Annotated in this window: 20 protein-coding genes and 1 tRNA gene; 14 read left to right on the forward strand and 7 right to left on the reverse strand. The window is 61.5% G+C overall.

Features of this window, described 5'->3' with window-relative positions:
- Positions 1 to 24: 24 nt before the first annotated feature.
- Both AC0VX3_RS10280 and AC0VX3_RS10285 read right to left on the reverse strand, forming a co-directional pair.
- Positions 25 to 1800, reverse strand: coding sequence for an acetolactate synthase 3 large subunit (locus AC0VX3_RS10280; RefSeq protein WP_342891989.1), 1776 nt, complete (start codon positions 1798 to 1800; stop codon positions 25 to 27).
- A 523-nt stretch (positions 1801 to 2323) separates the two neighbouring features.
- Positions 2324 to 3040, reverse strand: coding sequence for a GntR family transcriptional regulator (locus tag AC0VX3_RS10285; protein WP_475524627.1), 717 nt, complete (start codon positions 3038 to 3040; stop codon positions 2324 to 2326).
- 215 nt (positions 3041 to 3255) lie between these two features.
- Here AC0VX3_RS10285 and AC0VX3_RS10290 point away from each other — a divergent pair, with 215 nt between their 5' ends.
- The 6 genes from AC0VX3_RS10290 to AC0VX3_RS10315 all read left to right on the forward strand — a co-directional run bounded on the left by AC0VX3_RS10290 (position 3256) and on the right by AC0VX3_RS10315 (position 10625).
- Positions 3256 to 4248, forward strand: coding sequence for a TRAP transporter substrate-binding protein (locus tag AC0VX3_RS10290; protein ID WP_475524628.1), 993 nt, complete (start codon positions 3256 to 3258; stop codon positions 4246 to 4248).
- A gap of 5 nt (positions 4249 to 4253) precedes the next feature.
- A complete protein-coding gene (locus AC0VX3_RS10295; RefSeq protein WP_342891992.1) occupies positions 4254 to 4775 on the forward strand; it encodes a TRAP transporter small permease in 522 nt (173 codons plus the stop codon).
- The gene (locus AC0VX3_RS10300) at positions 4775 to 6079 is read left to right on the forward strand and encodes a TRAP transporter large permease (protein WP_475524629.1); all 1305 of its coding nucleotides are present in this window, start codon (positions 4775 to 4777) and stop codon (positions 6077 to 6079) included. Before AC0VX3_RS10295 ends, AC0VX3_RS10300 begins: the two co-directional genes overlap by 1 nt.
- A gap of 4 nt (positions 6080 to 6083) precedes the next feature.
- Complete coding sequence (locus AC0VX3_RS10305; protein ID WP_475524630.1) at positions 6084 to 9293, forward strand: 4Fe-4S double cluster binding domain-containing protein; 3210 nt, start codon at positions 6084 to 6086, stop codon at positions 9291 to 9293.
- A gap of 140 nt (positions 9294 to 9433) precedes the next feature.
- A tRNA-Lys gene (locus AC0VX3_RS10310) sits at positions 9434 to 9509 on the forward strand.
- Between the two features lie 543 nt (positions 9510 to 10052).
- Positions 10053 to 10625, forward strand: a complete 573-nt coding sequence (locus AC0VX3_RS10315; protein WP_475524631.1) for a helix-turn-helix domain-containing protein — start codon at positions 10053 to 10055, stop codon at positions 10623 to 10625.
- A 382-nt stretch (positions 10626 to 11007) separates the two neighbouring features.
- Here the strand turns inward: AC0VX3_RS10315 and AC0VX3_RS10320 are convergent, their stop codons facing one another.
- A complete protein-coding gene (locus tag AC0VX3_RS10320) occupies positions 11008 to 11358 on the reverse strand; it encodes a hypothetical protein (RefSeq protein WP_475524632.1) in 351 nt (116 codons plus the stop codon).
- Between the two features lie 371 nt (positions 11359 to 11729).
- On the opposite strand from AC0VX3_RS10320, the gene AC0VX3_RS10325 reads away from it, so the two are divergent.
- Positions 11730 to 12503, forward strand: a complete 774-nt coding sequence (locus AC0VX3_RS10325) for a hypothetical protein (protein WP_348149458.1) — start codon at positions 11730 to 11732, stop codon at positions 12501 to 12503.
- A gap of 353 nt (positions 12504 to 12856) precedes the next feature.
- On the opposite strand, the gene AC0VX3_RS10330 is transcribed toward AC0VX3_RS10325, so the two are convergent.
- From AC0VX3_RS10330 to AC0VX3_RS10345, 4 genes are all read right to left on the reverse strand, one after another.
- On the reverse strand, positions 12857 to 13120 hold the full coding sequence (locus AC0VX3_RS10330) for a hypothetical protein (RefSeq protein WP_342891999.1): 264 nt from the start codon (positions 13118 to 13120) through the stop codon (positions 12857 to 12859).
- Complete coding sequence (locus AC0VX3_RS10335) at positions 13117 to 13578, reverse strand: hypothetical protein (protein WP_475524633.1); 462 nt, start codon at positions 13576 to 13578, stop codon at positions 13117 to 13119. Before AC0VX3_RS10335 ends, AC0VX3_RS10330 begins: the two co-directional genes overlap by 4 nt.
- Before the next feature lie 267 nt (positions 13579 to 13845).
- The gene (locus tag AC0VX3_RS10340; RefSeq protein ID WP_475524634.1) at positions 13846 to 15123 is read right to left on the reverse strand and encodes a malonyl-CoA decarboxylase; all 1278 of its coding nucleotides are present in this window, start codon (positions 15121 to 15123) and stop codon (positions 13846 to 13848) included.
- A gap of 112 nt (positions 15124 to 15235) precedes the next feature.
- Positions 15236 to 15622, reverse strand: coding sequence for a YciI family protein (locus tag AC0VX3_RS10345; RefSeq protein ID WP_475524635.1), 387 nt, complete (start codon positions 15620 to 15622; stop codon positions 15236 to 15238).
- Between the two features lie 586 nt (positions 15623 to 16208).
- Here AC0VX3_RS10345 and AC0VX3_RS10350 point away from each other — a divergent pair.
- From AC0VX3_RS10350 to AC0VX3_RS10380, 7 genes are all read left to right on the forward strand, one after another.
- Complete coding sequence (locus tag AC0VX3_RS10350; RefSeq protein ID WP_475524636.1) at positions 16209 to 17090, forward strand: fumarylacetoacetate hydrolase family protein; 882 nt, start codon at positions 16209 to 16211, stop codon at positions 17088 to 17090.
- Positions 17087 to 17767 (forward strand): malonic semialdehyde reductase, encoded by a 681-nt coding sequence (locus tag AC0VX3_RS10355; RefSeq protein ID WP_475524637.1) that lies wholly within the window; start codon positions 17087 to 17089, stop codon positions 17765 to 17767. The genes AC0VX3_RS10350 and AC0VX3_RS10355 overlap by 4 nt, the downstream gene beginning before the upstream one ends.
- A 6-nt stretch (positions 17768 to 17773) precedes the next feature.
- Entirely contained in the window at positions 17774 to 18232 is a 459-nt protein-coding gene (locus AC0VX3_RS10360) for an OsmC family protein (RefSeq protein ID WP_475524638.1), read from the forward strand.
- 31 nt (positions 18233 to 18263) lie between these two features.
- Entirely contained in the window at positions 18264 to 19349 is a 1086-nt protein-coding gene (locus AC0VX3_RS10365) for a C4-dicarboxylate TRAP transporter substrate-binding protein (RefSeq protein WP_475524639.1), read from the forward strand.
- A gap of 81 nt (positions 19350 to 19430) precedes the next feature.
- A complete protein-coding gene (locus tag AC0VX3_RS10370; protein WP_475524640.1) occupies positions 19431 to 20042 on the forward strand; it encodes a TRAP transporter small permease in 612 nt (203 codons plus the stop codon).
- Positions 20039 to 21346: a TRAP transporter large permease gene (locus tag AC0VX3_RS10375; protein ID WP_475524641.1), complete on the forward strand. Its 1308-nt coding sequence runs from the start codon at positions 20039 to 20041 to the stop codon at positions 21344 to 21346. The genes AC0VX3_RS10370 and AC0VX3_RS10375 overlap by 4 nt, the downstream gene beginning before the upstream one ends.
- A gap of 9 nt (positions 21347 to 21355) precedes the next feature.
- The gene (locus AC0VX3_RS10380) at positions 21356 to 22237 is read left to right on the forward strand and encodes a dioxygenase family protein (protein ID WP_475524642.1); all 882 of its coding nucleotides are present in this window, start codon (positions 21356 to 21358) and stop codon (positions 22235 to 22237) included.
- The last annotated feature ends 122 nt before the right edge of the window (positions 22238 to 22359 follow it).

Raw genomic sequence — 22359 nt, forward strand, 5'->3', positions numbered from 1 at the left:
TCAGTTCCTCTTGCCTTGTGCGCCTCAAACGAGCGACTTGCCTTCGGCGCTGATCGCGGTGGCGAGCGCTTCGTCGTTGGCTTCGTCCGGCAGCAGCATTTCATTGTGGGCCTTGCCCGACGGGATCATCGGGAAACAATTGGCAAGGTTGGCGACACGGCAGTCGAACAGGACCGGCCGGTCGATCGCGATCATCTCCTCGATGGCGCCGTCCAGATCGGCGGGCTTTTCCACCCGGAAGCCGACCCCGCCATAGGCCTCGGCAAGCTTGACGAAATCGGGCAGGCTTTCGGTGTAGGAGTGGGACAGGCGGTTGCCGTGCAGCAACTGCTGCCACTGGCGCACCATGCCCATGTACTGGTTGTTCAGGATGAACACCTTCACCGGCAGGCCGAACTGGACCGCGGTCGACATTTCCTGGATGTTCATCAGGATCGAGGCGTCGCCGGCAATGTCGACGCAGAGCGCGTCCCGGTGAGCGACCTGCGCACCGATCGCCGCCGGCAGGCCGTAGCCCATGGTGCCGAGGCCGCCGGAGGTCAGCCAGCGGTTCGGTTCCTCGAAGCCGTAGAACTGGGCCGCCCACATCTGGTGCTGACCGACTTCGGTGGAGATGAAGGTCTTGCGGTGCTTGGTCAGTTCATAGAGCCGCTGGATCGCGTGTTGCGGCATGATGACATCGCTGTTCGGCTTGTAGGCCAGCGAGTTGCGGGCCCGCCAGGCGTCGATCTGCGTCCACCAGTCGGTCATGGCGGCCGGTTCGGACTTCATCGACGACGCGCGCCAGATCCGGACGAGGTCTTCCAGAATATGAGCGACATCGCCGATGATCGGCAGATCGACGTTGATGGTCTTGTTGATCGAGGACGGGTCGATATCGATGTGGATCTTGCGGGATCCGGGCGAAAAGGCATCGGTACGGCCGGTGATGCGGTCGTCGAAGCGGGCGCCGATGCAGATCATCAGGTCGCAGTCATGCATGGCCATGTTGGCTTCATAGGTTCCGTGCATGCCGAGCATGCCGAGCCAGTTGTCGCCGGAGGCCGGATAGGCGCCGAGGCCCATCAGCGTGGAGGTGATCGGAAAGCCGGTCAGCGACACCAGTTCGCGCAGAAGCTGGCAAGCCTGCGGACCCGAATTGATCACACCGCCGCCGGTGTAAAGCACCGGTTTCTTTGCGGCTGCCATGAGTTCGGCGGCCATGCGGATGCTTGCCGCGTCGCCTTTCAATTGCGGCCGGTAGCTCTTGTGCGCGGCGGCCGGGTTCGGCGTCGGGCCCTGATAGGTGCCCATGGAAAACTGGACATCCTTGGGAATGTCGACGACGACCGGACCCGGGCGGCCGGAAGTGGCGACATAAAACGCCTCGTGCAGGACGCGGGCCAGGTCGTCGACATCGCGCACCAGCCAGTTGTGCTTGGTGCAGGGGCGGGTGATGCCGACCGTGTCACACTCCTGGAAGGCGTCGTTGCCGATCAGGTGTGTCGGTACCTGGCCGGTGATGCAGACCAGCGGGATGCTGTCCAGCATGGCGTCGGTCAGGGCGGTCACCATGTTGGTGGCGCCGGGACCGGAAGTCACCAGAGCAACGCCGGGCTTTCCGGTGGACCGGGCATAGCCCTCGGCCGCGTGGCCGGCGCCCTGTTCGTGACGCACGAGAATATGTTCAAGACCTTCCTGCTGGATGATCTCGTCATAGATGGGAAGCACTGCGCCGCCCGGATAGCCGAAGATGGTGTCGACACCCTGGTCCTTCAGCGCCTGGATGACCATTTCAGCGCCGGTCATTTCCCGTGTCATTCGTTTCGTCCTTGCATCAGCCGCCCGAGGATCCGGGCCCGGCTCTCATCATCTTGTGTTTCGGTCCAGCCGCTTGCAGCATCAAAGGTCCGGTCTGTGGCGGGAAGGCGGTGTCAGGAGGCGGGTACAAAAAAAGGCCCCTCGGGGAGCCTTGTTCGCGCGCCATCCTGTCCGTACGGGGCTATCCCGCGGCGGAGGCGCGCTTTCCTACTACAACTAGAATGAGCGACATCGACATGTCGTCCCGGTCCTTTGAAACTACAGGCCGTCAGGGCCTCTTTCGGACTGTGTGATGGGTTTCCCCGCCCGTTCCGCCGTTCTTTGCCACCGCTTTTCACGCGCCCGGCTGCATCCGGCCTGAAAGACACAAGCCCGGCACGTCCGCCCGGTCTTGATGCGCTGCACCCTAGTGAGGCGGATGAATCCGGTCAAGCCCAAATTTCATTTATTGCGCCGCGAAGGCGCATTCTTTTTGAAAGTTTCGGCAGGCGCTTGGCCCGCGACAGTCCGCGGACGGGGAGGGTCAGGATTGGGTGTTGTATCCGGTGCCGGAAAAATCCTTCTTCACGAACAGATCCGTGTAGTTCAGCGTCGCGCTGCTGTGTTCGCGCATGATCGCTTCGGCGCGCTGGGCGTCGCCCTGCCGGAGTGCGTCGAAGATGATGACGTGCTGGGAGTGGCCGACGGTCAGGCGCATGCGTTCACGCTTGAAATCGGCCCGTTCGAAAGCCAGCGTGCCGAGCGCCGCGTAGGGGAGCATGGCGATGCGCTCGTAGGTATGCGCGATCAGTTCATTGCCGCAGTTCCGCATGATCGTTTCGTGAAACAGGATGTTCGCGTCCGTGTAGCCGCCGATGAAGTCGATGCCGCGGGCCTCGTCGGTGTCACGTTCCAGGAGGTCCTGGGTGGTTTCGATGGATCGGAGCAGTGTCTGCTCCACTTCCGTGCTCATGCCGTGGCCGGCGAGGGTTCGGGCCGCCAGGGCTTCCAGGGCCGCCCGCACCTCGACGGTCTTGGTGATATCGGAAATCGAAATCGAGCGCACCGTGTAGCCGCGGCCCTGGCGTTTGCCGATGAGGCCTTCCGCTTCCAGTGCGGCGAGCGCGGTGCGCGCGGGGGTGCGCGAAAGGCCCATTTCGCCGGCGATGCTCGCTTCGCTGATCCGCTCACCGGGCTGTCTTTCCCCACGCAGGATCTGCCCGCGCACGAAAGCGAGCACTTGCTCGGTGTTGGAGGTCATGGATCATCCTTTTATGAATACGAAATTTGGGATTTTCATCCCGAAATTACGATTATAGATCATTATTCACTTAACTTCGAATACGTTTTGTGGGACGTTTTCGCTTCGGGCACATTGGCTGCCGGGAACGCACAACACAAGAATCCGGACACGGATATGCGCATGTGCGCCGGGGAAATCGGCCGGAACGCCCTGAACACTTTGGGAGGAGTGGGATGAAATCCGTATTTGCCACCGCGGCCCTGGCCGCGACGATTGTCTTTTCCGGCGGGGCGCAGGCGCGCGACCTGGCTTTAAGTTATTTCATGGGGCCGGCGCACCCCCTCAACAAGGCTGTCTTCACCCCGTTCGCCGACCGGCTTGCCGAGGTTTCCGGGGGCGCGCTGACGGTGACGCAATTTGCCGGCGGGGCGTTGAATTCGTCGCCGCCGAAGCAGTATTCGATCCTTCTGGACGGCGTTGCCGACATCGCTTTCCACCTGCCCGGTTACACAGCGCAGCTGTTTCCGATCACGACGGCGGTGACCACGCCCGGAATGTGTTCCGACGCGGTCGACTGCACCGAGGCCATGTGGCGCGCCCGTGATGTGATCGAGAAGGAATTCGACGCCAAGATCCTGGCTCTCTGGGCCAACGATCCGCAGGCGCTGTTCACCAGGAACAAGGCTGTGCGCACGCTCGAGGACATCGACGGCATGGTTGTGCGCGTCACCTCCGCGCAGGACATTCCGTTCACGGAGGCGCTCGGTGCGTCGGCAGTGTCGCAGCCGGTCAGCGTCATCAACCAGAACCTGTCGAACGGGGTCGTCGACGCCATCTCCATCGATCCCTCGGCGGCGCTGTCCTTCAAGCTCCACGAGCCCGCGAACTACCTGACGACGAATATTCCAGGTGCTGGATCGGCCTTTGTCCTGCTCATGAACAAGGGTGTCTGGGAGAGCCTGAGCGACCAGGAGAAGGCCTGGGTCGACGAGGTTTCCGGCAAGAGCCTGTCGATGGACGCGGCGAAGATGTACAAGGCGATCGCCGCCAAGGGCATCAACGTGTCCGAACAGAACGGTGTCGAGGTGATCGAACTGTCCGCTGAAGAGCGGGCGCGCTGGGACGCGGCCATTCAGCCTGCAATGGACATGTGGCTCGAGAGTGAACTCGGCCAGGGAATGACCGGCGCCGAAATCATGCGTCTGATGACCGGAAAAGACGGGTGAAGGCAATGTCTTCTCCGTTCAGCCGTCTGGAGCAGGGGGCCGGCCGGATCGCCGGCCTCTTCGCGGCCGTCGGCGGCGCAGCCCTGTTCGTGCTGGCGCTGGTCACCATCGTCTCGGTGTTCTGGCGGTATGTGCTCAGGGATCCGATCTTCGGGATCGAGGACATTTCCACCATGGCACTTTCGGTGGCCGTGGCCGGTGCGGTCGCCTATGGCGCGCACAAGGGCGCCCATGTCAGCGTGAACGTGATTGCGATGATCGCCGGGCGGCGTGTGACCCGGGTGACCGATGCGGCGGCGCGGGTCCTGAATACCGGCATTCTCGGTCTTGCCGCCTATGCGCTTTTCAAGAAAGGGTCCTGCGGCATCGCCTGCGGTGCCATGACCTCCAATCTCGGGCTCCTGCATCAGCCCTTCTATTACGGACTTGTCGCGGCGATGGCGTTTTACGCTCTGGTCCAGGTCCTTCACCTTTGTATTGGCCTTGCCCATTGGGCAGGCGATGACCCGAACGAGATTGCGGACTGATGACCGGAACGACCTTGGCGCTCGCGGGCTTCGCGCTGCTGTTCATACTGCTGTTCATCCGCATGCCTGTCGGCACGTCGATGATGCTTGTCGGCGCGGCGGGCATCTGGATGATCCGCCCGCAGGCAAGCCTGCCGGTGATGGCGACGGAAATCTTCGGCGAAGCGTCCAGCTATCCGCTGACGATCCTGCCGCTGTTCATCCTGATGGGAAACCTGGCGGGCATTTCCGGCATGAGCCGGGATCTTTATTCCGCCGCCCACGCCTGGTTCGGGCACATGAAGGGCGGGCTGGCTTCGGCGACCATTGTCGGCTGCGCCGGTTTTTCCGCGTTGTCCGGCTCGTCGCTGGCGGCAGCCCTGACCATGGGCCGGGTCAGCCTGCCCGAGATGCAGCGCTATTCCTACGACAATTCCCTTGCCACCGGCGCGATCGCTGCGGGCGGGACGCTCGGTATCCTGATCCCGCCCTCTGCGGGCTTCGTCGTCTATGCCATCCTGACCGAGGAATCCATCGGGCGCCTGTTCATGGCCGGCGTTCTGCCCGGCCTGCTTCTGACCCTGTCCTTCATCCTGGCGATCTGGCTGGTGGTGTTCCGCGATCCGATGAAGGCGCCGCAGGCGGCGCAGGCCGTTCCGCTCGGAGAGCGCTTCTCCGCGCTGGTGCGGGCGTCCTGGATTGTCGGGATCATCGTTCTGACCATCGGCGGCATTTATGCCGGCGTCTTTTCCGCGGTCGAGGCTGCCGGTATCGGGGCGTTCCTTGCGTTCCTCGTCACCGTGATCCGGGGGGCGCTCACCTGGGAGAACATCAAGGGCGTGACCACGGGCACGCTCAAGGCAACCGGGACCGTGTTCCTGATCCTGTTCGGCGCCTTCGTGTTCAAGACCTTCATCGGCTTCACCGGTGTGACCGTCACCCTGACGGCGTGGATCGGGACGCTGGGCCTGTCGCCAGTCGAGGTCGTGCTCGCCATCCTGGCCGTCTTCATCGTTCTGGGCATGTTTCTGGACGGATTTGCGATCCTGGTGCTGACGGTGCCGCTGGTCCAGCCGATCCTGCAGTCCATGGGAGTCGACCTGATCTGGTTCGGGGTTCTCATGGTGATCGCCCTGGAGATGGGCCTGATTTCGCCACCGGTCGGCATCAACGTGTTCGTCGTCAAGGGCATCGCGGAAGGCGTTTCGCTCAACACGATCTTCAAGGGCATCTGGCCGTTCTGGTTCGCGATGCTGGCGGTCATCCTCCTGATCGTCCTGTTCCCCCAGATCGCCCTCGTTCTGCCAACAACAATGTTCGGGTAACGCTGTGACCATTCGCTTCTTTTCCGACAAGAACAGGCCGGTGCACCTCGGTCCGTTTCCGCTCGAACGGCTGGCCCGCGGGGGCACACCCGACTATGCCCTTGTGCCGGCGTTCCGGCCGCTGGAGTTCCGCCGCCCGCAGACGCCGGCCTCCATCGTCAACGCGATGGGCGACTATCAGGCGATGATGGACGCCATCCGCGACGGCCTCGTCAACAAGGCCCGGGCCGGCTGCCCGGACGATCCGGGAGAGCGGGCCGAGCACCTGAAAGGCTTCGGCTATTTCTCGGATGCGGCGATGGTCGGCATCGGGCCCCTGCCGGAGGAAGCGCTGCTGGACCAGCCGGTCCGCAATCCCGACATTGACCGCCTGGCGCACGACCTGAAGACCCGGCAGACAAAGACGCTGGCAAGCGGCATCGACATGATCATGGCCGACCTCAAGGAGTCCATGGAGGCGCCGCCGTCGACCATCACCGGCCATACCCGCACGATCGTCTTTCTCTACGACCATACCCGCGATCCGAGGCCGGACGAGCCCGGGACCGACTGGCTCGGCGATGCCCAGGCGCATCGCGCCTGCCTCAGGGCGAGCGAGACGGCGGTTGTGCTGGCCAACTACATCCGCCTGCTCGGCTGGGACGCCAAGGCGCATACGGCGACCAGCTCGGACATCGATCTGAACATCGCAACCGTGGCTGCGGGGCTGGCAAGCGTCGAGGACGGCCGGCTGGTCAATCCTTATGTCGGCGACCGGTTTGGCGTCGCCGCGATCACGACGACCTTCGATCTCGCGGTGGACGGCCCGCTGAAGGCCATGAAGGACCAGCCCTGGTTCAGGACCAAGGGCCCCGCCTGGTGGGTGGGGGCGGGCTTCCGGCGCTCTGCGCTCAACGGCGATCCTTTTGACAAGCGCGATTTTGTCATGGGACCGCATCCGTTCGAGACATTGAAACGGGTCGACACGCCGACGACCTATATCGACGAGGCGCATGTGGCGCGGGTGCCCAAACGCACGGACATGTTCGCACGGGCGCAGTTCGGCGACATGGGCAAGGCCCTTCAGAACGGCGCGAAGGGCGGCTATTACGCCCGCAAGGCGGCGCCGTCCATGGCGCAGCGCCGGATGCTGGGTGCCTTCGTGCTGTTGCAGGATGGCGCGTCCGCCACCGGACAAACTGTGGCCGATCCACAGCGCGACGCGCTGAACGTCAAGGCGGCGGCCTATTTCCTCGGTGTCGACGCAGTCGGCATCAGCCGCTGTCCGGACTGGACCTGGTATTCCCACGACGCAACGGGCGCCGCCATCGATCCGCCCCACGATCAGGCGATCAGCATGATCATCGATCAGGGGTATGAAACGATGGAGGGCGCGTCGGGAGACGACTGGATTTCCGTCGCCCAGTCGATGCGCGCTTATTTAAGGTTTTCGCTTCTGGGCGGTGTGATCGCCGCACAGATCCGCCGCCTCGGCTACAAGGCCAAGGCGCATTCGGTGCTCGACGGCGAGGTGCTGCAACCGCCACTGCTGCTGCTGTCCGGGCTCGGCGAGGTCAGCCGCATCGGCGAGGTCATCCTCAATCCATTCCTCGGGCCGCGTCTGAAATCCGGCGTGGTCACCACGGACATGCCGCTGGCCCATGACAAACCGATCGATTTCGGCCTGCAGGCTTTCTGCGGCGCCTGCAACAAATGCGCGCGCGAGTGCCCCAGCGGGGCGATCACCGCCGGGCCGAAACTGATGTTCAACGGCTACGAGATCTGGAAGAGCGACAGCCAGAAATGCGCGACCTACCGGATCACCACCGAAGGTGGCGCCATGTGCGGGCGTTGCATGAAGACCTGTCCCTGGAACCTGGAGGGACTGTTTGCCGAAAAGCCGTTCCGCTGGGCCGCCATGACGCTTCCGGGCGCTGCGCCGTATCTGGCGAAGCTGGACGACATGGCCGGGCGGGGCGGGCTCAACCCGGTGAAGAAATGGTGGTGGGACCTGGAGCTCCATGAGGATGGCGGCTACAAGCCCGCGCGCCTGCCGGTCAATGCGCGCGACCTGCAAAAGGATCTCGACCTGAAATACGAGGACCAGACGCTGGCCGTCTATCCGGCGCCGCTGGCACCGCACCCCTTTCCCTATCCGTTTCCGATGGACCGGGAGGCCGGCATCGAGGCCTATCAGGCGATGGTCACGGCAGAGGAATACAAGCGCCGGCTGGAGGCGGGCGACGACAGTGTCATTCACCGTTATACGGCGGCCGGCGAAAGCCCGGTCGTGCGGGTGGTCGTCTCCAAGGTCGCGCACATGACCGGGGATGTCACCAAATACGAATTCCGGGCCATCGATGGCGGCGACCTGCCGGCCTGGGAGGCGGGCGCGCATCTCGATATCGTCGTCGCCCCCGAGTTCCTGAGGCAATACTCCATGTCGGGCAATCCCGCCGACCGGTCCGTCTACCAGATCGGTGTTTTGCGCGAGGACATGGGCCGGGGTGGCTCGAAGCTGCTGCACCGGATCTTCTCCGAAGGACGCAAGATCTTCGTCTCCCGGCCGATCAACCATTTTCCGCTGGAGGAGGGGGCGGCGAAGTCGCTGCTGATGGGCGGCGGCATCGGCGTCACCCCGATGATCGCCATGGCCCATCGCCTGCATGCGCTGGGCCGCGAATTCGAACTGCATTATTCGGTTAAGTCGCGCGACAGCGGCGGCTATCTCGCGGATCTCGCCGCCATGCCCTGGGCGGACCGGGTGCATCTGCACGTTTCCGCCGAGGGCAGCCGGGCCGATCTCGACACGGTGCTCGCCGGCTATCGCGACGGCTGGCATGTCTATACCTGCGGGCCGGACCGGTTCATGACCTCGGTCGTGGAGGCCGCGCAGCGGCAGGGGTACCCGGACGAGGCCAGGCACCTGGAATATTTCTCCGTTCCGGAAGTGCCGGATTACGAAAACCACGATTTCACCCTGAAACTGGTGAAATCCGGCAAGTCGTTGCTGGTGCCCGCCGACAGGTCGGCGACGGATGTCCTGGCCGAAAACGGCATCCACATCGACGTCAAATGCGCCGACGGCATCTGCGGTGTGTGCAAATGCGGTCTCGTCTCGGGCGAGGTGGAGCACCGCGACTTCGTGCTCTCGAAAGCGCAGCGTGCCCATGCCATCATCCTGTGCCAGTCGCGCGCGGCGGAACCGGGCGGGGAAATCGCGGTCGATCTCTGAAACGCGGCAGTCATTCCGCCGGGGGGCATTTCCGGCCTCGGCGACAAAAAAGTGTCACATCCCCATTGCGCGGGTGAAACAGGTCCGTTATACAGCGCACCTTCGCTGCGGCATATGATATGCTTTCGCTGCAGCTTGATGGGTGTGTAGCTCAGTTGGTAGAGCAGCTGACTCTTAATCAGCGGGTCTGGGGTTCGAGCCCCCACTCACCCACCATTCTCTTCTCCTTGAAATCGCTGGGTATTTGCCGGAAAAGCGCATCTCTTGCGCCGTGAACAGGCTGGGAACGTGTGACCAGCGGATCCGCGACCTGGAAGAGAGCTCCAGAGCGCGAATGGCTGAACGGATCCGCGAAGCCCGGGACGTGGCTGACATGCGCGCGGACATGCGCTGGATCCGGGAGGCGCCGCAGTGCCTGGAGCGGGACCTGAAGAGCCGGGACTAGGGGTGCTTCTAGAAATAAGCAACCAAGGGGGGATAGGACAAAGCGAGCCCGTGAGTGACCTGCGCGCCAGTTCTCTCAAATCGAATTTTGGGCGGGGAGTGTGAATTCTCTGCGCATTCAATGAACGGCTTTTGTGCGGACTTTCAGACACTGCGTGAACGCCAGCCGCTCATTTCGATATGCAACAGGATTCGAAAAATCCTCTTCAAAGGAAACATATTTAGACACTATCTGTTCTGTTGAAGTGATGCATTTTGTTCTTAAAATTGAGAACAAGTGTTGACTTGAAACGTTGTCTGGCTTATTAAGAAATTATGAATGCACAACAGCTCACCGAAACTTTGGACGCACTTGGCCTAGATCCAAAGAAACTCGCCCTTCTGCTGGGCGTCACTACCCGCGCCGTAAACATGTGGTGTTCAGGAGATCGAGAAGTTCCGAGTTCGACGACCGCATACATCAAACTTTTGCAGTCGTTACCACGCGCACTCCAGGCGCGTGAAATTGCCCGCATTTATCAGGAGAACCCGATCATGTATGATGGAATGTACTCGGTTGAATATGTTGGAGCGTCAGGAAATGGCGTGGCGGCCCTTGTATTCGTCGACGGGCTGGTGTTTGGACATGATGGCGGCGTTTCATACGACGGCACATATGAGCCATGCCGAGACGAGCCCAACTTTATGGATGTGAGGCTAGAGCTAACGGTGGCGGCGGGTGTTCCTCTTGTTCAAGGTGTGCCTCGGCAGCCCGCCGAATACAAGTTTCCGATCGATGTGCGCATTCCCGCCAGACAAGGTGTGCCCCTAAGAATTCAAACGCCCTATGGGCCCGTTGATATAAAGCTTAGCTTTTTGCGCACACTACCTCAGGCTTTCGCAGCGTGAAACGGAATTTGTAAGTCTGTTACATGCATTTCAATGGCAAGGGTGGGCAACATCAGTCATTCGCTGTGGTCGGCATCAACGATGGTTTAGGGCCGAAACTATCATTAGTTGCGACGTCCGAAATGTCCGCAAGTGTGCCATCTCGTATCGTGTAACCCTTGCCATCCCAAAACCGTACGACTTGATTGTTTTCTTCCCGTAAGTTATTGAAAATGCATAATCTACTCATAACTCTTGATCAGCGGGTCTGGGGTTCGAGCCCCCACTCACCCACCATTCTCTTCAATAATTTACGCCCAATAGCGATCGTTCTTGGCCACGTATTCGTCGCCGGAATGGTCTGGTTTTGCAACCTTGCGGAGCGTTTCTCTTTTGACCCTATTTAACGGGTAACACGGACCTTGCGCAGGCTGCGCCATAGGGCGGGCACAAGCCCGAAGAAAAAAAGACCAATCCACATGAGAACACCAAGTCCGATCAAAAAAACGGCACTCAATGCCAGAGTGTTGGCGGTATCGTCTTGAATCCAGCCGCAGCTCCGATAGCCGAAGATCAGGCCACCGGAACAGTTGCCGTCGACATTGGCATAAACCAGCACCGCGCCCCACCAGGCAGCCGAGGTCATCCAGGCCGTCCGCCGAAATCGCCTTCCGCGTGTCAGCCGGCCCAGCCACAAGAAGCCTACGGGCCAAAGCAACGCGGCAAGTACAATCAGTTCTTCAGCTTCCGTCATCGGAGATGACCATAGCACAGCCGTTTTGGCGCCGGGAACGTCCTTGACGCACGTGGCATGCTCCCCGTCAAAGCCTTTTCTTTGAAATGGCTTTGGTCCACACGGCTGGTCTCTTTGATCGCAGCAAGTCTCTTGCACGCCACCGGACTGTGACCAATAAGCTCCCGCCCCCCCTGAAACAGGCCATCCAGTGCCCCGGGACATTTTTCTTTGTTGAGATGGTCGGTACATTTACCGTAATGCCTGTGTCGGTATTCTCGAACGTCCATTCCTCAACCTTGGTGATAATACGAGATGTGCGCCACACCGCGGCGGCGTTGTTCGATTGCGGACAAGGTAATACAAAAACAGATAAAGGCGGACACATGAGCATGCTGCGAACTGCGGTCGATCCAATCCTGTTGAAGCGCGCCTGGGGCGCAATCGACAAGGTGTTTGGCGACTACGGGCTCACGCTGCAGCGGGGACACGATTTCGAGCGGATCGACGCCATGGCTGCAAACAGCGGCCTGAAGCTGCTGGAGGCGCATTTCTCACCGGGCACACAGACATTTTCCAGCGGTCAGGCATTCTGGCTGGGGCTAACGGAACCAAACGGGCGCCTGGTCGGCCGCGTGTGCGCGCGCCTGGACCGGATCCGGCCGCCGCAGTCGCTGGCCGACTACTGGCGCAAGCACTTCTACCGCTGTTTTCCCGCCGAGACCGGTGGCCAGGTTGTGCTGGCGCCGGAGCAGCCGCGCTTCGCCCAGGCCATCACGGGAGACACGGTCTATCTGGGCGGAACCCAGGTTCAGCCCGAATGGCAGAACGCGCATCTCGGCGGTCTGCTCAACCGCATTGTCCAGATCGAGGCGCTGGACGAATGGGACGCGGATTTCTACTATGGCTGGATGGAAAAACGGGTGTTCAAGGACGGTTTCCTGCGCTCATGCGGGTTCACCCGGTTGCATGAAAACGCGGTGCGGTGGGCGTCCGGTGGTCCCATCCCGATTGACAACGATCTGTTTCTGGCCGGAAACGCGCGGGACGACGTTCTGGATCTGATCGACCGTATCGTGAGTGTTCCTCCAAGAGCGTCAGCAGACAGAAAATCCGCACAAACCCTCCAGGTGTCCGAAACGGCAGAATCAGGCGTTCAAGAGTGAGGTCCGGGGTGCCTTCGCCCATCATGGAGCCGGTGCGCTGGATGTCGAACCAAGGCTCGCCGTCTATCGAGGCGTGATAGCCGGGGGCAACCAGCTCGCGGTAGGCCGGGGGCAGTGAGGTTGGCTTGTCCGTGGGGGGCAGGAATTTCCGGAACGTCGTGTCCTGGCCGATCATTGTCGACGGCGGCACGTCGCCGGGGATGAACAGCGGCTTGAACAGCAGCAGTTTTCTGGACAGGTGGATCATGCCGGGGTCGGGCCGCATGATGCCTTCGTTGCGCCGCCAGAAGCTGAACAGGAACCGCGCCTCCTCGCCGGCGGCGCCGTGTTCGACGTGTTTCAGAGGCAGTTGCTCAAGAAACGAAATCACGGTCCCCGTCTCCCTTGAATGGCCGTGGCGGCTGGTATCCGGACTCGATCGCGTGTTCGAAGATCTCTTTTTCGGCTAGAACGGCAAGGTGATAGCGGCCCTGGTCGGTCAGGTCCGACACCTTGTCGTGGTTGAATTCGTTCATGCAGTGGAAGTCGAGAATATAAAGGCAATCGAACAGGGCCGCGATGTGAAACAGCTCAAGGAATTTCATTTGTTCCTTTGTGAATTCGTCCTTGTTGCTCATTGAATGTCCTTCAGTTCCAGCGCATCGGGTGTGTCGCGAATCGTCTCCAGGATGTGGAAGACACGTTTGAGTTTCTCGAATTCATTGGCCCGCTGGTCGGCAGGTTTCCCGGCCTCCAGGTCGGAGACCCGCGAATAGGCGAAATCGAAGAGGGCCTTGTCGTCGACGGATCTGGCCGGCCCGGCAAGGGCCGCAAGGTCATCTGCCGGTGCGCCGTCAACGGCAACCAGGCGGGGAAGCGGTGCGTTCAGGCCCTGGTGCAGGATCACCAGTTCGGCGGCCTGCAGGCGCTGGTGGCCTTTCTTGAGCTTCCAGAGTTTCGAACTGGTGATTCCCAGCAAGTCGGAAATCTCCTTGTCCGGACGCGTGCCGAGCAGATCCAGAAACCAGGCATGAATGACCTGATCGGTGTCCCGGGATCCGGCGGGCGGCGTCTCGGGGTCGGCATGAAATGACACGGTATTCGTCCCTGTCCTGTTGGGCTGCTTTCCTGATTAGCATGCAGCATGTCCAAAATCGACACCGAATACGGTTTATGGTTTCCCGGTCGTTCAGGAACGATGCCTCACTGCGGGTGACGGTGTTCATCCGCCCGCCGGACAGCAATGCACCGGATCGCCGCGAAGGCTGGCTGCCCGGTCTGATCGATCGGCAGGAGAGACGAGCCGGCGGGACAGGAAAGCCGGCAGAACAGGCGGGCCGGTCTGGCGCATTACTCCGGCGCATTACGCCGCGGGTTGCTCGCTCACCGCTCTCCTCAGGTCCTGTTTTCTGACGGCCGCATCCAGTCCGCGGATGTCCGAAGACGCGGCGATTTCCTTCTGGGCTGCGTAGCGTTCGTGGTTCTGGGTGACTTTGCCGAGGTCGTAAAGGTAGTTGACCATCACGCCGGCCGACTGGACGCGGCCTTTTTCCGACGTGTCGGCCTCCGTGTGGACCGCGTGGACCTGGGCGCCGTTGCCCAGGTGAAAACGGGCGACCGGATCGACCGGCAGACCGTCCGGACGTTTTGCCGACAGCAGATAATGGGCGGCGAGCTGGCGCAGCCGTTTGGGATCCGCGTCCGCGAACGGAATGTCCTCGGCGACGAGCCATCTGGTCAGGCCCGGGATCGGCGACAGGGTAACGAACGTCCGGATGTTCGGCAATTCGCTGGCCAGATCCGCGGCGACCTGCTTGATCAGCGAATTGCCGAAAGAGATACCGGCAAGACCCGACTGGCAATTGGAAATCGAATAGAAGACGGCTGTCCTGGCCTTTTCCGCGCTGAGCGGTTCCCGGTCCTCCGCGAGCAGGTCCTGAATGGAGCCCGGAACGTCGGCGGTCAGGGCGACTTCGACGAAGATCAGCGGTTCGTCAGGCATCGCCGGGTGGAAAAAGGCGAAGCACCGCCGGTCGCCGGGCACCAGGCGCCTGCGCAGGTCCTCCCAACTCTCGATTTCATGCACCGCTTCATAGGCAATGATCTTTTCCAGGATATGGGCCGGGCTTTCCCAGCTGATCGGCCTGAGCACCAGAAAGCCCCTGTTGAACCAGGACACGAACAGATGCCGGAAATCCTGGTCGAGTGCCTGGATCTCGGAATCCTTGCCGCCAAGACGCAGCAGATCGGCCCGCATGCGCACCAGCATCTCCGTCGCGCCCGGGATCTGGTTCAGCCGGCGCAGGAATTCCTGACGGTCCGGCTCCACGGCGGACATGAAGGCGCGGTAGGTCTGCTTGCCGGGCTCGGCCTGGTAGGCGTCGAGCGTCGCGCGCACCCGGTCCGGATCGATGTTCATGTTGCCGGCAAGATGGTGGAAAAACGCCAGTTTGGCATCGTCGTCCAGTTCCTGGTAGCGCTGCAGGATGCTGGCGGCCACGGCAAGGCCGGTGACTTCTCCTGTGGCGCCGACAAGGGCGCCGACAAGTTCTTCGAGCGGGCGCGGATCGCGCCGGCCCGGTGAGAATGTCAGCGCGCGGCGTTCGAATATGGTCGACAGCAGATCGCCGAATAGGGACATGATCTTCTCCAGGAATGTCGGGTTCCAAGTGCCGGCATGAACATAAGCATCCTCTCCTCAAGACCCAACCGGGCAAGGGAGGCAAAATCCGGTTTTCCGGCCGGAGCGGCGTCTATGCCAGATCGACCTTTCGGGTCGACAGTCCGACCGACAGGGTGAGGCTGCCTTCGTTGACGAGCCAGCGGCGCAGTGTGAATGTCCTGACGCCCCTCTTGTGCATGGGGTCTTCCTCGGCGAGCGCCCGTGCTTCGGCAAGGCTGGCCGCTCTGTAGACGATCAGGCCGTCTCCCTGGATTTCCTCGCCCGTGGCATCCGAGAGCGGTCCTGCAAAGGTCAGCTTTCCCGCAGCTTCCAGATCCGCCTGATAGGCAAGATGGTCGGGCAGCGTGCCGGGTATGTCCGCGTTGGGGCCGGCGGTGACCGAGGTCACGACGAAAAGTTCAAGTGCGAGAGCGCCGCGTTCGCGTGCGGCGCGCTTGTAGTCCGTCCATTTCGGCATGATGCATCTCCCGTTTCCCCTGTTTATAAAAAAATCGATATTAACTGGCAATATGAAAAATAGTCGCTAAAGCCTGCCTGAGGCTGGCCCCGCTGAAGGGACCGCGCGATGGGCAGTGTGCCGTCGCTTCTTGCCGTCCGGTCTACGACGCGGATGTTCGCAAACTTCTGTGTGGTGTCATTCTCATGGAACGAACCGAAGGCTACGTGAACGAGAACGCCACCGGAACCCTGATGGGAAATTTCAGGGGGCGAATGGCGTGACGGCGGTTCAGGAAAACAAGGCGATCCTGCTTGCGGTCCGTGCCGCCGGGAACCGTTCACCCTACTTGATGCTGTCCTTGCGAAGCGGGCAGGTCCCCAACAGGCAAGGACTGGAGCGGTATTTCGACAGGGCCGAGTGATGGGAAGCCGGGTTTCGTTAAAAACGGCAGGCGCCTATTTCCCTGAATGGTTTGACGTTTTGCCACTGGCGCGGACCAGTCCGGCAGTGGGCAGGTTTATCGCCTTCAAAAAAATCGATATTATTTGACAAAATTAAAAATAGTCGCCAAAGTCACAAAAAATTGGGAAACACCGAGGCGATTATGCGATTTATGACTGGGACGGGTGTGTCGGGGCAGGGTGTCTATCTCGTGGAGGGTGACAAGGCCTGGAGCCTGACCGCGCTCGACGGACGGGTCGGCACCGACCTGCGGGCAATCATCGAGGGACGCGTCGAGCTGGACGGCCTTCTTGCGAGACGGGGCGAGATCAACGCCGAGCCGATCGCATCGATCAAACCCGGTCTTCCGGTCGCGCAGCCCGGCAAGATCATCTGCCTCGGGCTCAATTACGTCGATCACATCAAGGAAGGCGGCTACGAAATCCCCGTCTATCCGGCGCTGTTCATGCGTTGCAACACATCGATGATCCCGGCGGGTGCGCCGATGGTCCGGCCATCCTGCTCCGAGCAGCTTGACTACGAAGCGGAGCTGATGGTCATCATCGGCAAGGGCGGCAAGCATATCCGCGAGGAAGACGCCCTCGCGCATGTGTTCGGCTATACCATCTTCAATGACGGCTCCGTGCGCGAATACCAGCGCAAGACACACCAGTGGACGCCCGGAAAGAACTTCGACGCCACTGGCCCGGTGGGGCCGGTCGTGGTCACTCCGGACGAATTGCCGACCGGGATGGAAGGCCTGAAGATCGAGTCCCGTGTCGGCTCCGAGATCCTGCAGAGCGCATCGACCTCGGACATGCTGTGGAGCGTGGCGCGGACGATCTCGACCGTTTCCGAATTCACCACGCTCGAGCCGGGCGACTACATTGCCATGGGCACGCCTCCGGGCGTTGGACATGCAAAGAAGCCGCCGCGCTGGCTGAGGCCGGGTGAAACGGTCGAGATCGAAATCGAGGGCCTCGGCATCTGCGCCAATCCGATTGTCGCCGAGGAGGAAATCCGCGCGACGGAGGCCGCCGAATGACCACCATCGCTTCGAAAGCCCCGACCGGAGAAGCCCTGGCCAGGTTGCGCGCCGAGGCTCAGGAGAGCGTTCGCGCGCTGCGCGAGCGTGCCGGCAGGCTCGACGATGACAGCATCGATCTGATCCTGAGAACCGCCAGGTCCCACTATGCGTGGCAGGACAAGCCTGTTCCGCGTGACCTTCTTGAACAGATCTACGAGATCACGGCCGCCGGTCCGACCAGCATGAATACCTGTCCGGCGCGGTTTTTCTTCATCGAGACACCGGAGGCCAAGAAGCGGCTGGCCAAGTCCCTGAAGGACAAGAACATCGACAAGATGATGTCCGCGCCGGTGAGCGTGATCATCGCCCATGACCTGGATTTCTGGAAAGAGCTGCCGTACCTGTTCCCGCACGAGGACCGGCGGCCGCATTTCGAGGGCAAGCCCGAACATTGCGAAGCGACTGCATTCAGAAACGGGACCCTGCAGGGCGCCTATTTCATGATCGCGGCGCGTGCGCTCGGGCTGGATGTCGGCGCAATGTCCGGCTTCTCCAACAAGATTGTCGATGAGGAGTTCTTCTCCGGAACGACGCTGAAATCCAATTTTCTGTGCAATCTTGGTTATGCCGACGAGACGGCGCTGTTTCACAAACTGCCGCGCCTGCCGTTCGACATGGCTTGCCGGTTTCTGTGAGATGCCATGGCTGCCTTGAGAGATAAAACTGTGGTGAAGCTGCGGGCGGCAGGTGAAGGCCTGTCGCATTCGCGGGCCGACATCACCGTTCGCGACCTGAGCTTTTCGATCGACGAGCCGGTCGCACGAGGCGGTACCAATCTGGGTCCTGCTCCGACGGAGGCCGCGCTGGCGGCTCTTGCGGGCTGCACCAATGTCATCGGCCACAAATGCGCCGGCAAGCTGGGTGTCGATCTCGGGCATCTGAAAATCGAAATTTCCTGCGCTTTCGACCGCAGGGGCGTCACGCTCACGGAAGAGATTGACGTCCCGTTTGTCGAATTGCGGCAGGTGGTGACCTGTGACGGCCCGCTTACGGAAGCGGATCTTCGAAACGTCGCAACAGACGTCGCCAAATACTGCCCTCTGTCCAAGCTGTTTGAGCAGGCGGGTACCTTGATCCGGACGGACTGGCAGAAAGCCTGAGCCGTCTTGTATTCTTTGGGAGGAGAATAGCATGATTGGTAAAATGACACGGCGCAGCGCTCTGGCACTGGCGCTCCTGAGCGCGGCGTCCCTGCCGTCCCAGGCAACGGAAACCATCAAGGCGGTCGTTATCGACGGCTATCCGGCCCGGGCACTGTGGGTGCAGGAGTTCACGAACTTCTTCATCCCCGAGGTCGACAAGCGCCTTGCCGCGACCGGCAACTACAAGATGGACTGGCAGGAAAGCTACGGCGGCTCCATCGTCAAGCCGAAGGGTGTTCTTGAAGGCGTCAAGCTCGGCCTCGGTGACATCGGCATCGTCACCACGATCTTCCATTCCTCGAAGCTGCCGAGCCAGGCGATTGCCGCGGTGACGCCGTTTGTTTCGGCCGATTCGCGGGCTGTCGCCAAGGCAGTGGACGAGATCGCCAAGGAATTCCCGACCATGCAGAAGGAGTTCGAGGCCCAGAACCAGGTCTATCTGGCGACCGGCGTGGTGCTCGACACCTATCAGGTGTTTTCCAAGGAACCGGTCAATGTGGTCTCCGATCTTGAAGGTCAGAAAGTGGCCGGAGCGGGCATGAACCTGCGGTACCTGGAAGGCATCGAAGGCGCTGCCGGTGTGCGCGGCGGTCTGACCGACTTCTACAACATGCTGCAGACCGGGCTCGTCGACAACGCGCTGCTGTGGCCGGAAGCCGCCAAGACCTTCAAGATCGCCGAAGTCGCGCCCTACATGCTGAAAGCCGATCTGGGAGCGGTGAACTCGAAGACCATTACCGTCAACAAGGACTATTGGGACAAGTTGCCGGATGAAGTGAAAGGCGCGCTTGAGGAAGTTGCCGTTGCCTATCGCGACCATGTTGCCGCCATTGCCATGGACCGGGCGGAGGAAAGCCGGAACGCCTACGTCGAATCCGGCGGGACCGTGGTCGAAATGGACCCTGCCCAGCGTGCCGCATGGGCGTCGGCCATGCCGAACATCGCGGTGGAATGGGCGACCGACCTGGATGGCAAGGACGAGCCGGGCAGCGACATGCTGAAAGCCTATCTGGCGAAGCTGGCAGCGGCCGGTTTCACACCCGTGCGCGACTGGTCGGCTGATCTGCCCCAGTAACGCCTGTCAGACGAACCATGCCGCGACCCTGGACAAGCGGCATGGTTCCGGCATCGGTGATCCGGCTCTGTCGGAAGACCGATGATCTCTCGTCCTTTCAATCGCACCGACGGGGTCTCCGGAATGCTGCGTCCCCTTGCAGATGGCGTGCGCGCCCTATCCAAACTGGCCAATGCCGTGGCCATGGCGGCCAATGCCTTCGGCACGCTGATCGTGCTCGCCCTGATCATGGTCGTGAACTACGACGTGGTTGCGCGCGGTTTCTTCAATGCACCGTTCCGGGGCGCGGTCGAGGTGGTGCAGTTCACCATGGTCCTGATTGTCTTCCTGCAGCTGCCGGACGTGGTGCGCACGGACCGGCTGACCCGCTCCGACGGATTCCTGACCATCCTCCAGATGACCCGGCCGAAACTGGCCGGAACGCTCCGGAGGCTGATCAATCTCGCGTCGGCGCTGTTCATGGTGCTGGTCGCCTATGCCATCTGGCCCGAATTCGTCGAAATGTACGAGACCCGGGACTATTTCGGTGTGCCCGGCGTGTTTACCGCACCCTGGTGGCCGCTCAAGCTGGCCATCTATCTGAGTGCCGTTCTGTGCACGGTTCTGTTTTTGCTCAAGGTCCTCTCGCCCGCCCGCCCGGTTGCTCCGGTCCGGCTGGGTGAAGAAAACGACAAGTCTGGAGATACCGCGTGAGCCCCATCGAAATCGGTATCCTGTCGGTCGTCGCGATCGTCTTTCTGGTCTATCTCGGTGTCTATATTCCCATCGCCCTCGGCCTGGTGTCGTTCGTTTCGATCCTGTTGATGCGCGACAATTTCGACCTCGCGGTCAACCTGCTGAAGATCGCCATCGGCGACAGCGTCATGGAATACACGTTCGCCACCGTGCCGCTGTTCACCTTCATGGGGCTGATCGTCGCCAAGGCGGGCCTTGGGGCGGATATCTATCAGGTCATGAACACCGGCTTTCGTCGCGTGAAGGGCGGGATCGGCATGGCGACAGTCGGCGCCAACGCCGTCTTTGCCGCCGTGACGGGCTCGTCGATCGCCTCTGCCTCGGTGTTCTCGAAGGTCTCCGTGCCGCAGATGCTGGCATTCGACTACAATCCGCGCTTCGCGGTCGGCGTGGTTGCGGGATCGTCGGTGCTGGGCATGATCATTCCGCCTTCGGCCATGCTGATCATCTATTCCTTCGTGGCCGAGCAGAGCGTCGGCGACATGTTCCTGGCCGGCGTCGTTCCGGGGATCCTGCTGGCGATCGCCTATGTGGTCGCGATCTTCCTGATGGGGCGCTTCACGCCTGCCTTTGTCGGCGGACGGAAGGTCGAGGAAAGCGAGTGGATGTCGCTGCGGGAGATCGCGGACAAGACGGTGCCGACGCTGCTCCTGATCGTTGCCGTTCTGGGCGGCATCTATACCGGCTGGCTGACACCGGTCGAGGCCGGGGCGGCAGGCTCCCTGTTCGGGTTGCTGATCGCGCTTCAGCGCAAGCAGCTTTCCTGGCAGAGCCTCTGGAACGCACTCCTGGAAACCGGCCACATCACGGCTTCCATCCTGTTCCTGATCACGGCGGCATCGATCTACAGCCGCATGCTCGGTCTGGCTGGGCTGCCGAACGAACTCGGCGACCTGCTGACCGAGACGGAGATGAGTTTCTTCTGGATCATGCTGATCTATGTGGCGATGATGATCTTCCTGGGAACGCTTCTCGACACGGCCTCGATCATCCTGATCGTCGTGCCGCTGTTCCTGCCGCTGGTCGAACCGATGGGCCTGTCTCTGGTCTGGTTCGGGATCGTCACCGTCGTCGGCGCCGAAATCGGTCTTCTGACCCCGCCGCTCGGCATTTCGTGTTTTGTCATCAAGGCCACCTTGAACGATCCGAGGATCTCGCTGAAGGACGTCTTCATCGGCGCATTCCCCTTTGCGCTGGTGATGCTGGTCGTCCTGATCGCGCTGATCCGCTGGCCGTCGCTCAGCCTTGCCATCTTGAACTAAGAGGGTTCCATGCGTCACGTCACCAAGGACAACATCACCGACGTCTTCATGAACTATCTGGGGCCGGAGACCGACCCGAGACTGAAGCAGATCCTGAAGAGCCTTGTCACACACCTGCATGCGTTCGCTCGCGAAACCAACCTCACCCATGACGAATGGCGCAAGGGGGTCGAGTTTCTCGAACGGGCCGGCACGATCTCGGATGCCGAACGGCATGAATTCGTTCTGCTTTCGGATGTGCTGGGTCTGTCTTCTCTCGTCGACATGCTGCATTCGCACCCGCAAGGCACATCGTCGAGCGTGCTCGGGCCGTTCCACATCACCGGGTCGCCGCCGCTGCCCCTGGGCGGGGATCTGCGCAAGGACTTTCCGGATCAGGTGCTGCTGGCCGTGGGAACCGTCCGCGATACGGACGGAAATCCCATTGCGGGCGCGGAACTCGACATCTGGCAGACAGCGCCGAACGGGCTCTATTCCAGCCAGGACCCCGACCAGGACACCTATTCCTTTCACGGGCTCCAGGTCACCGGGGAGGACGGGCGCTATGGCTTCACCACCGTCAAGCCGGTCAGCTACACCGTGCCGAGCGACGGTCCGGTGGGAGACATCCTGCGCGCCAGCGGGCGCCATCCCTGGCGGCCGTCCCATCTCCATTACATTGTGAAGGCGCCGGGTTTCCAGACGCTGGTCACGGAAATCTTCCCCGATGACGATCCGTATCTCGACCAGGACACGGTTTTCGGTGTGCGCGACGATCTTGTCATGACCTATGTGGAACAGCCGGCCGAGTCCTTCCCGGCGGAAGGCTTCGCTCTCTCCGGCAAGGTCGACGGGCCCTATCTGGAGGCCGCGTTCGACCTGGTTCTGGTTCGCGAGGAGGGGGAGCGCTAACAGCTCTCCCCGGCTTGCGGAGCAGGGCACCGCATTCGGCTGGTTCAAGCTCGCGTTCGATCGAATGCGACTGTCACCACCTTCCGCGACGACCTTCCGCCACGAGCTTCGGAAGAGGCAGC

It is taken from the genome of Roseibium sp. QJM3NY_11, assembly GCF_056173175.1.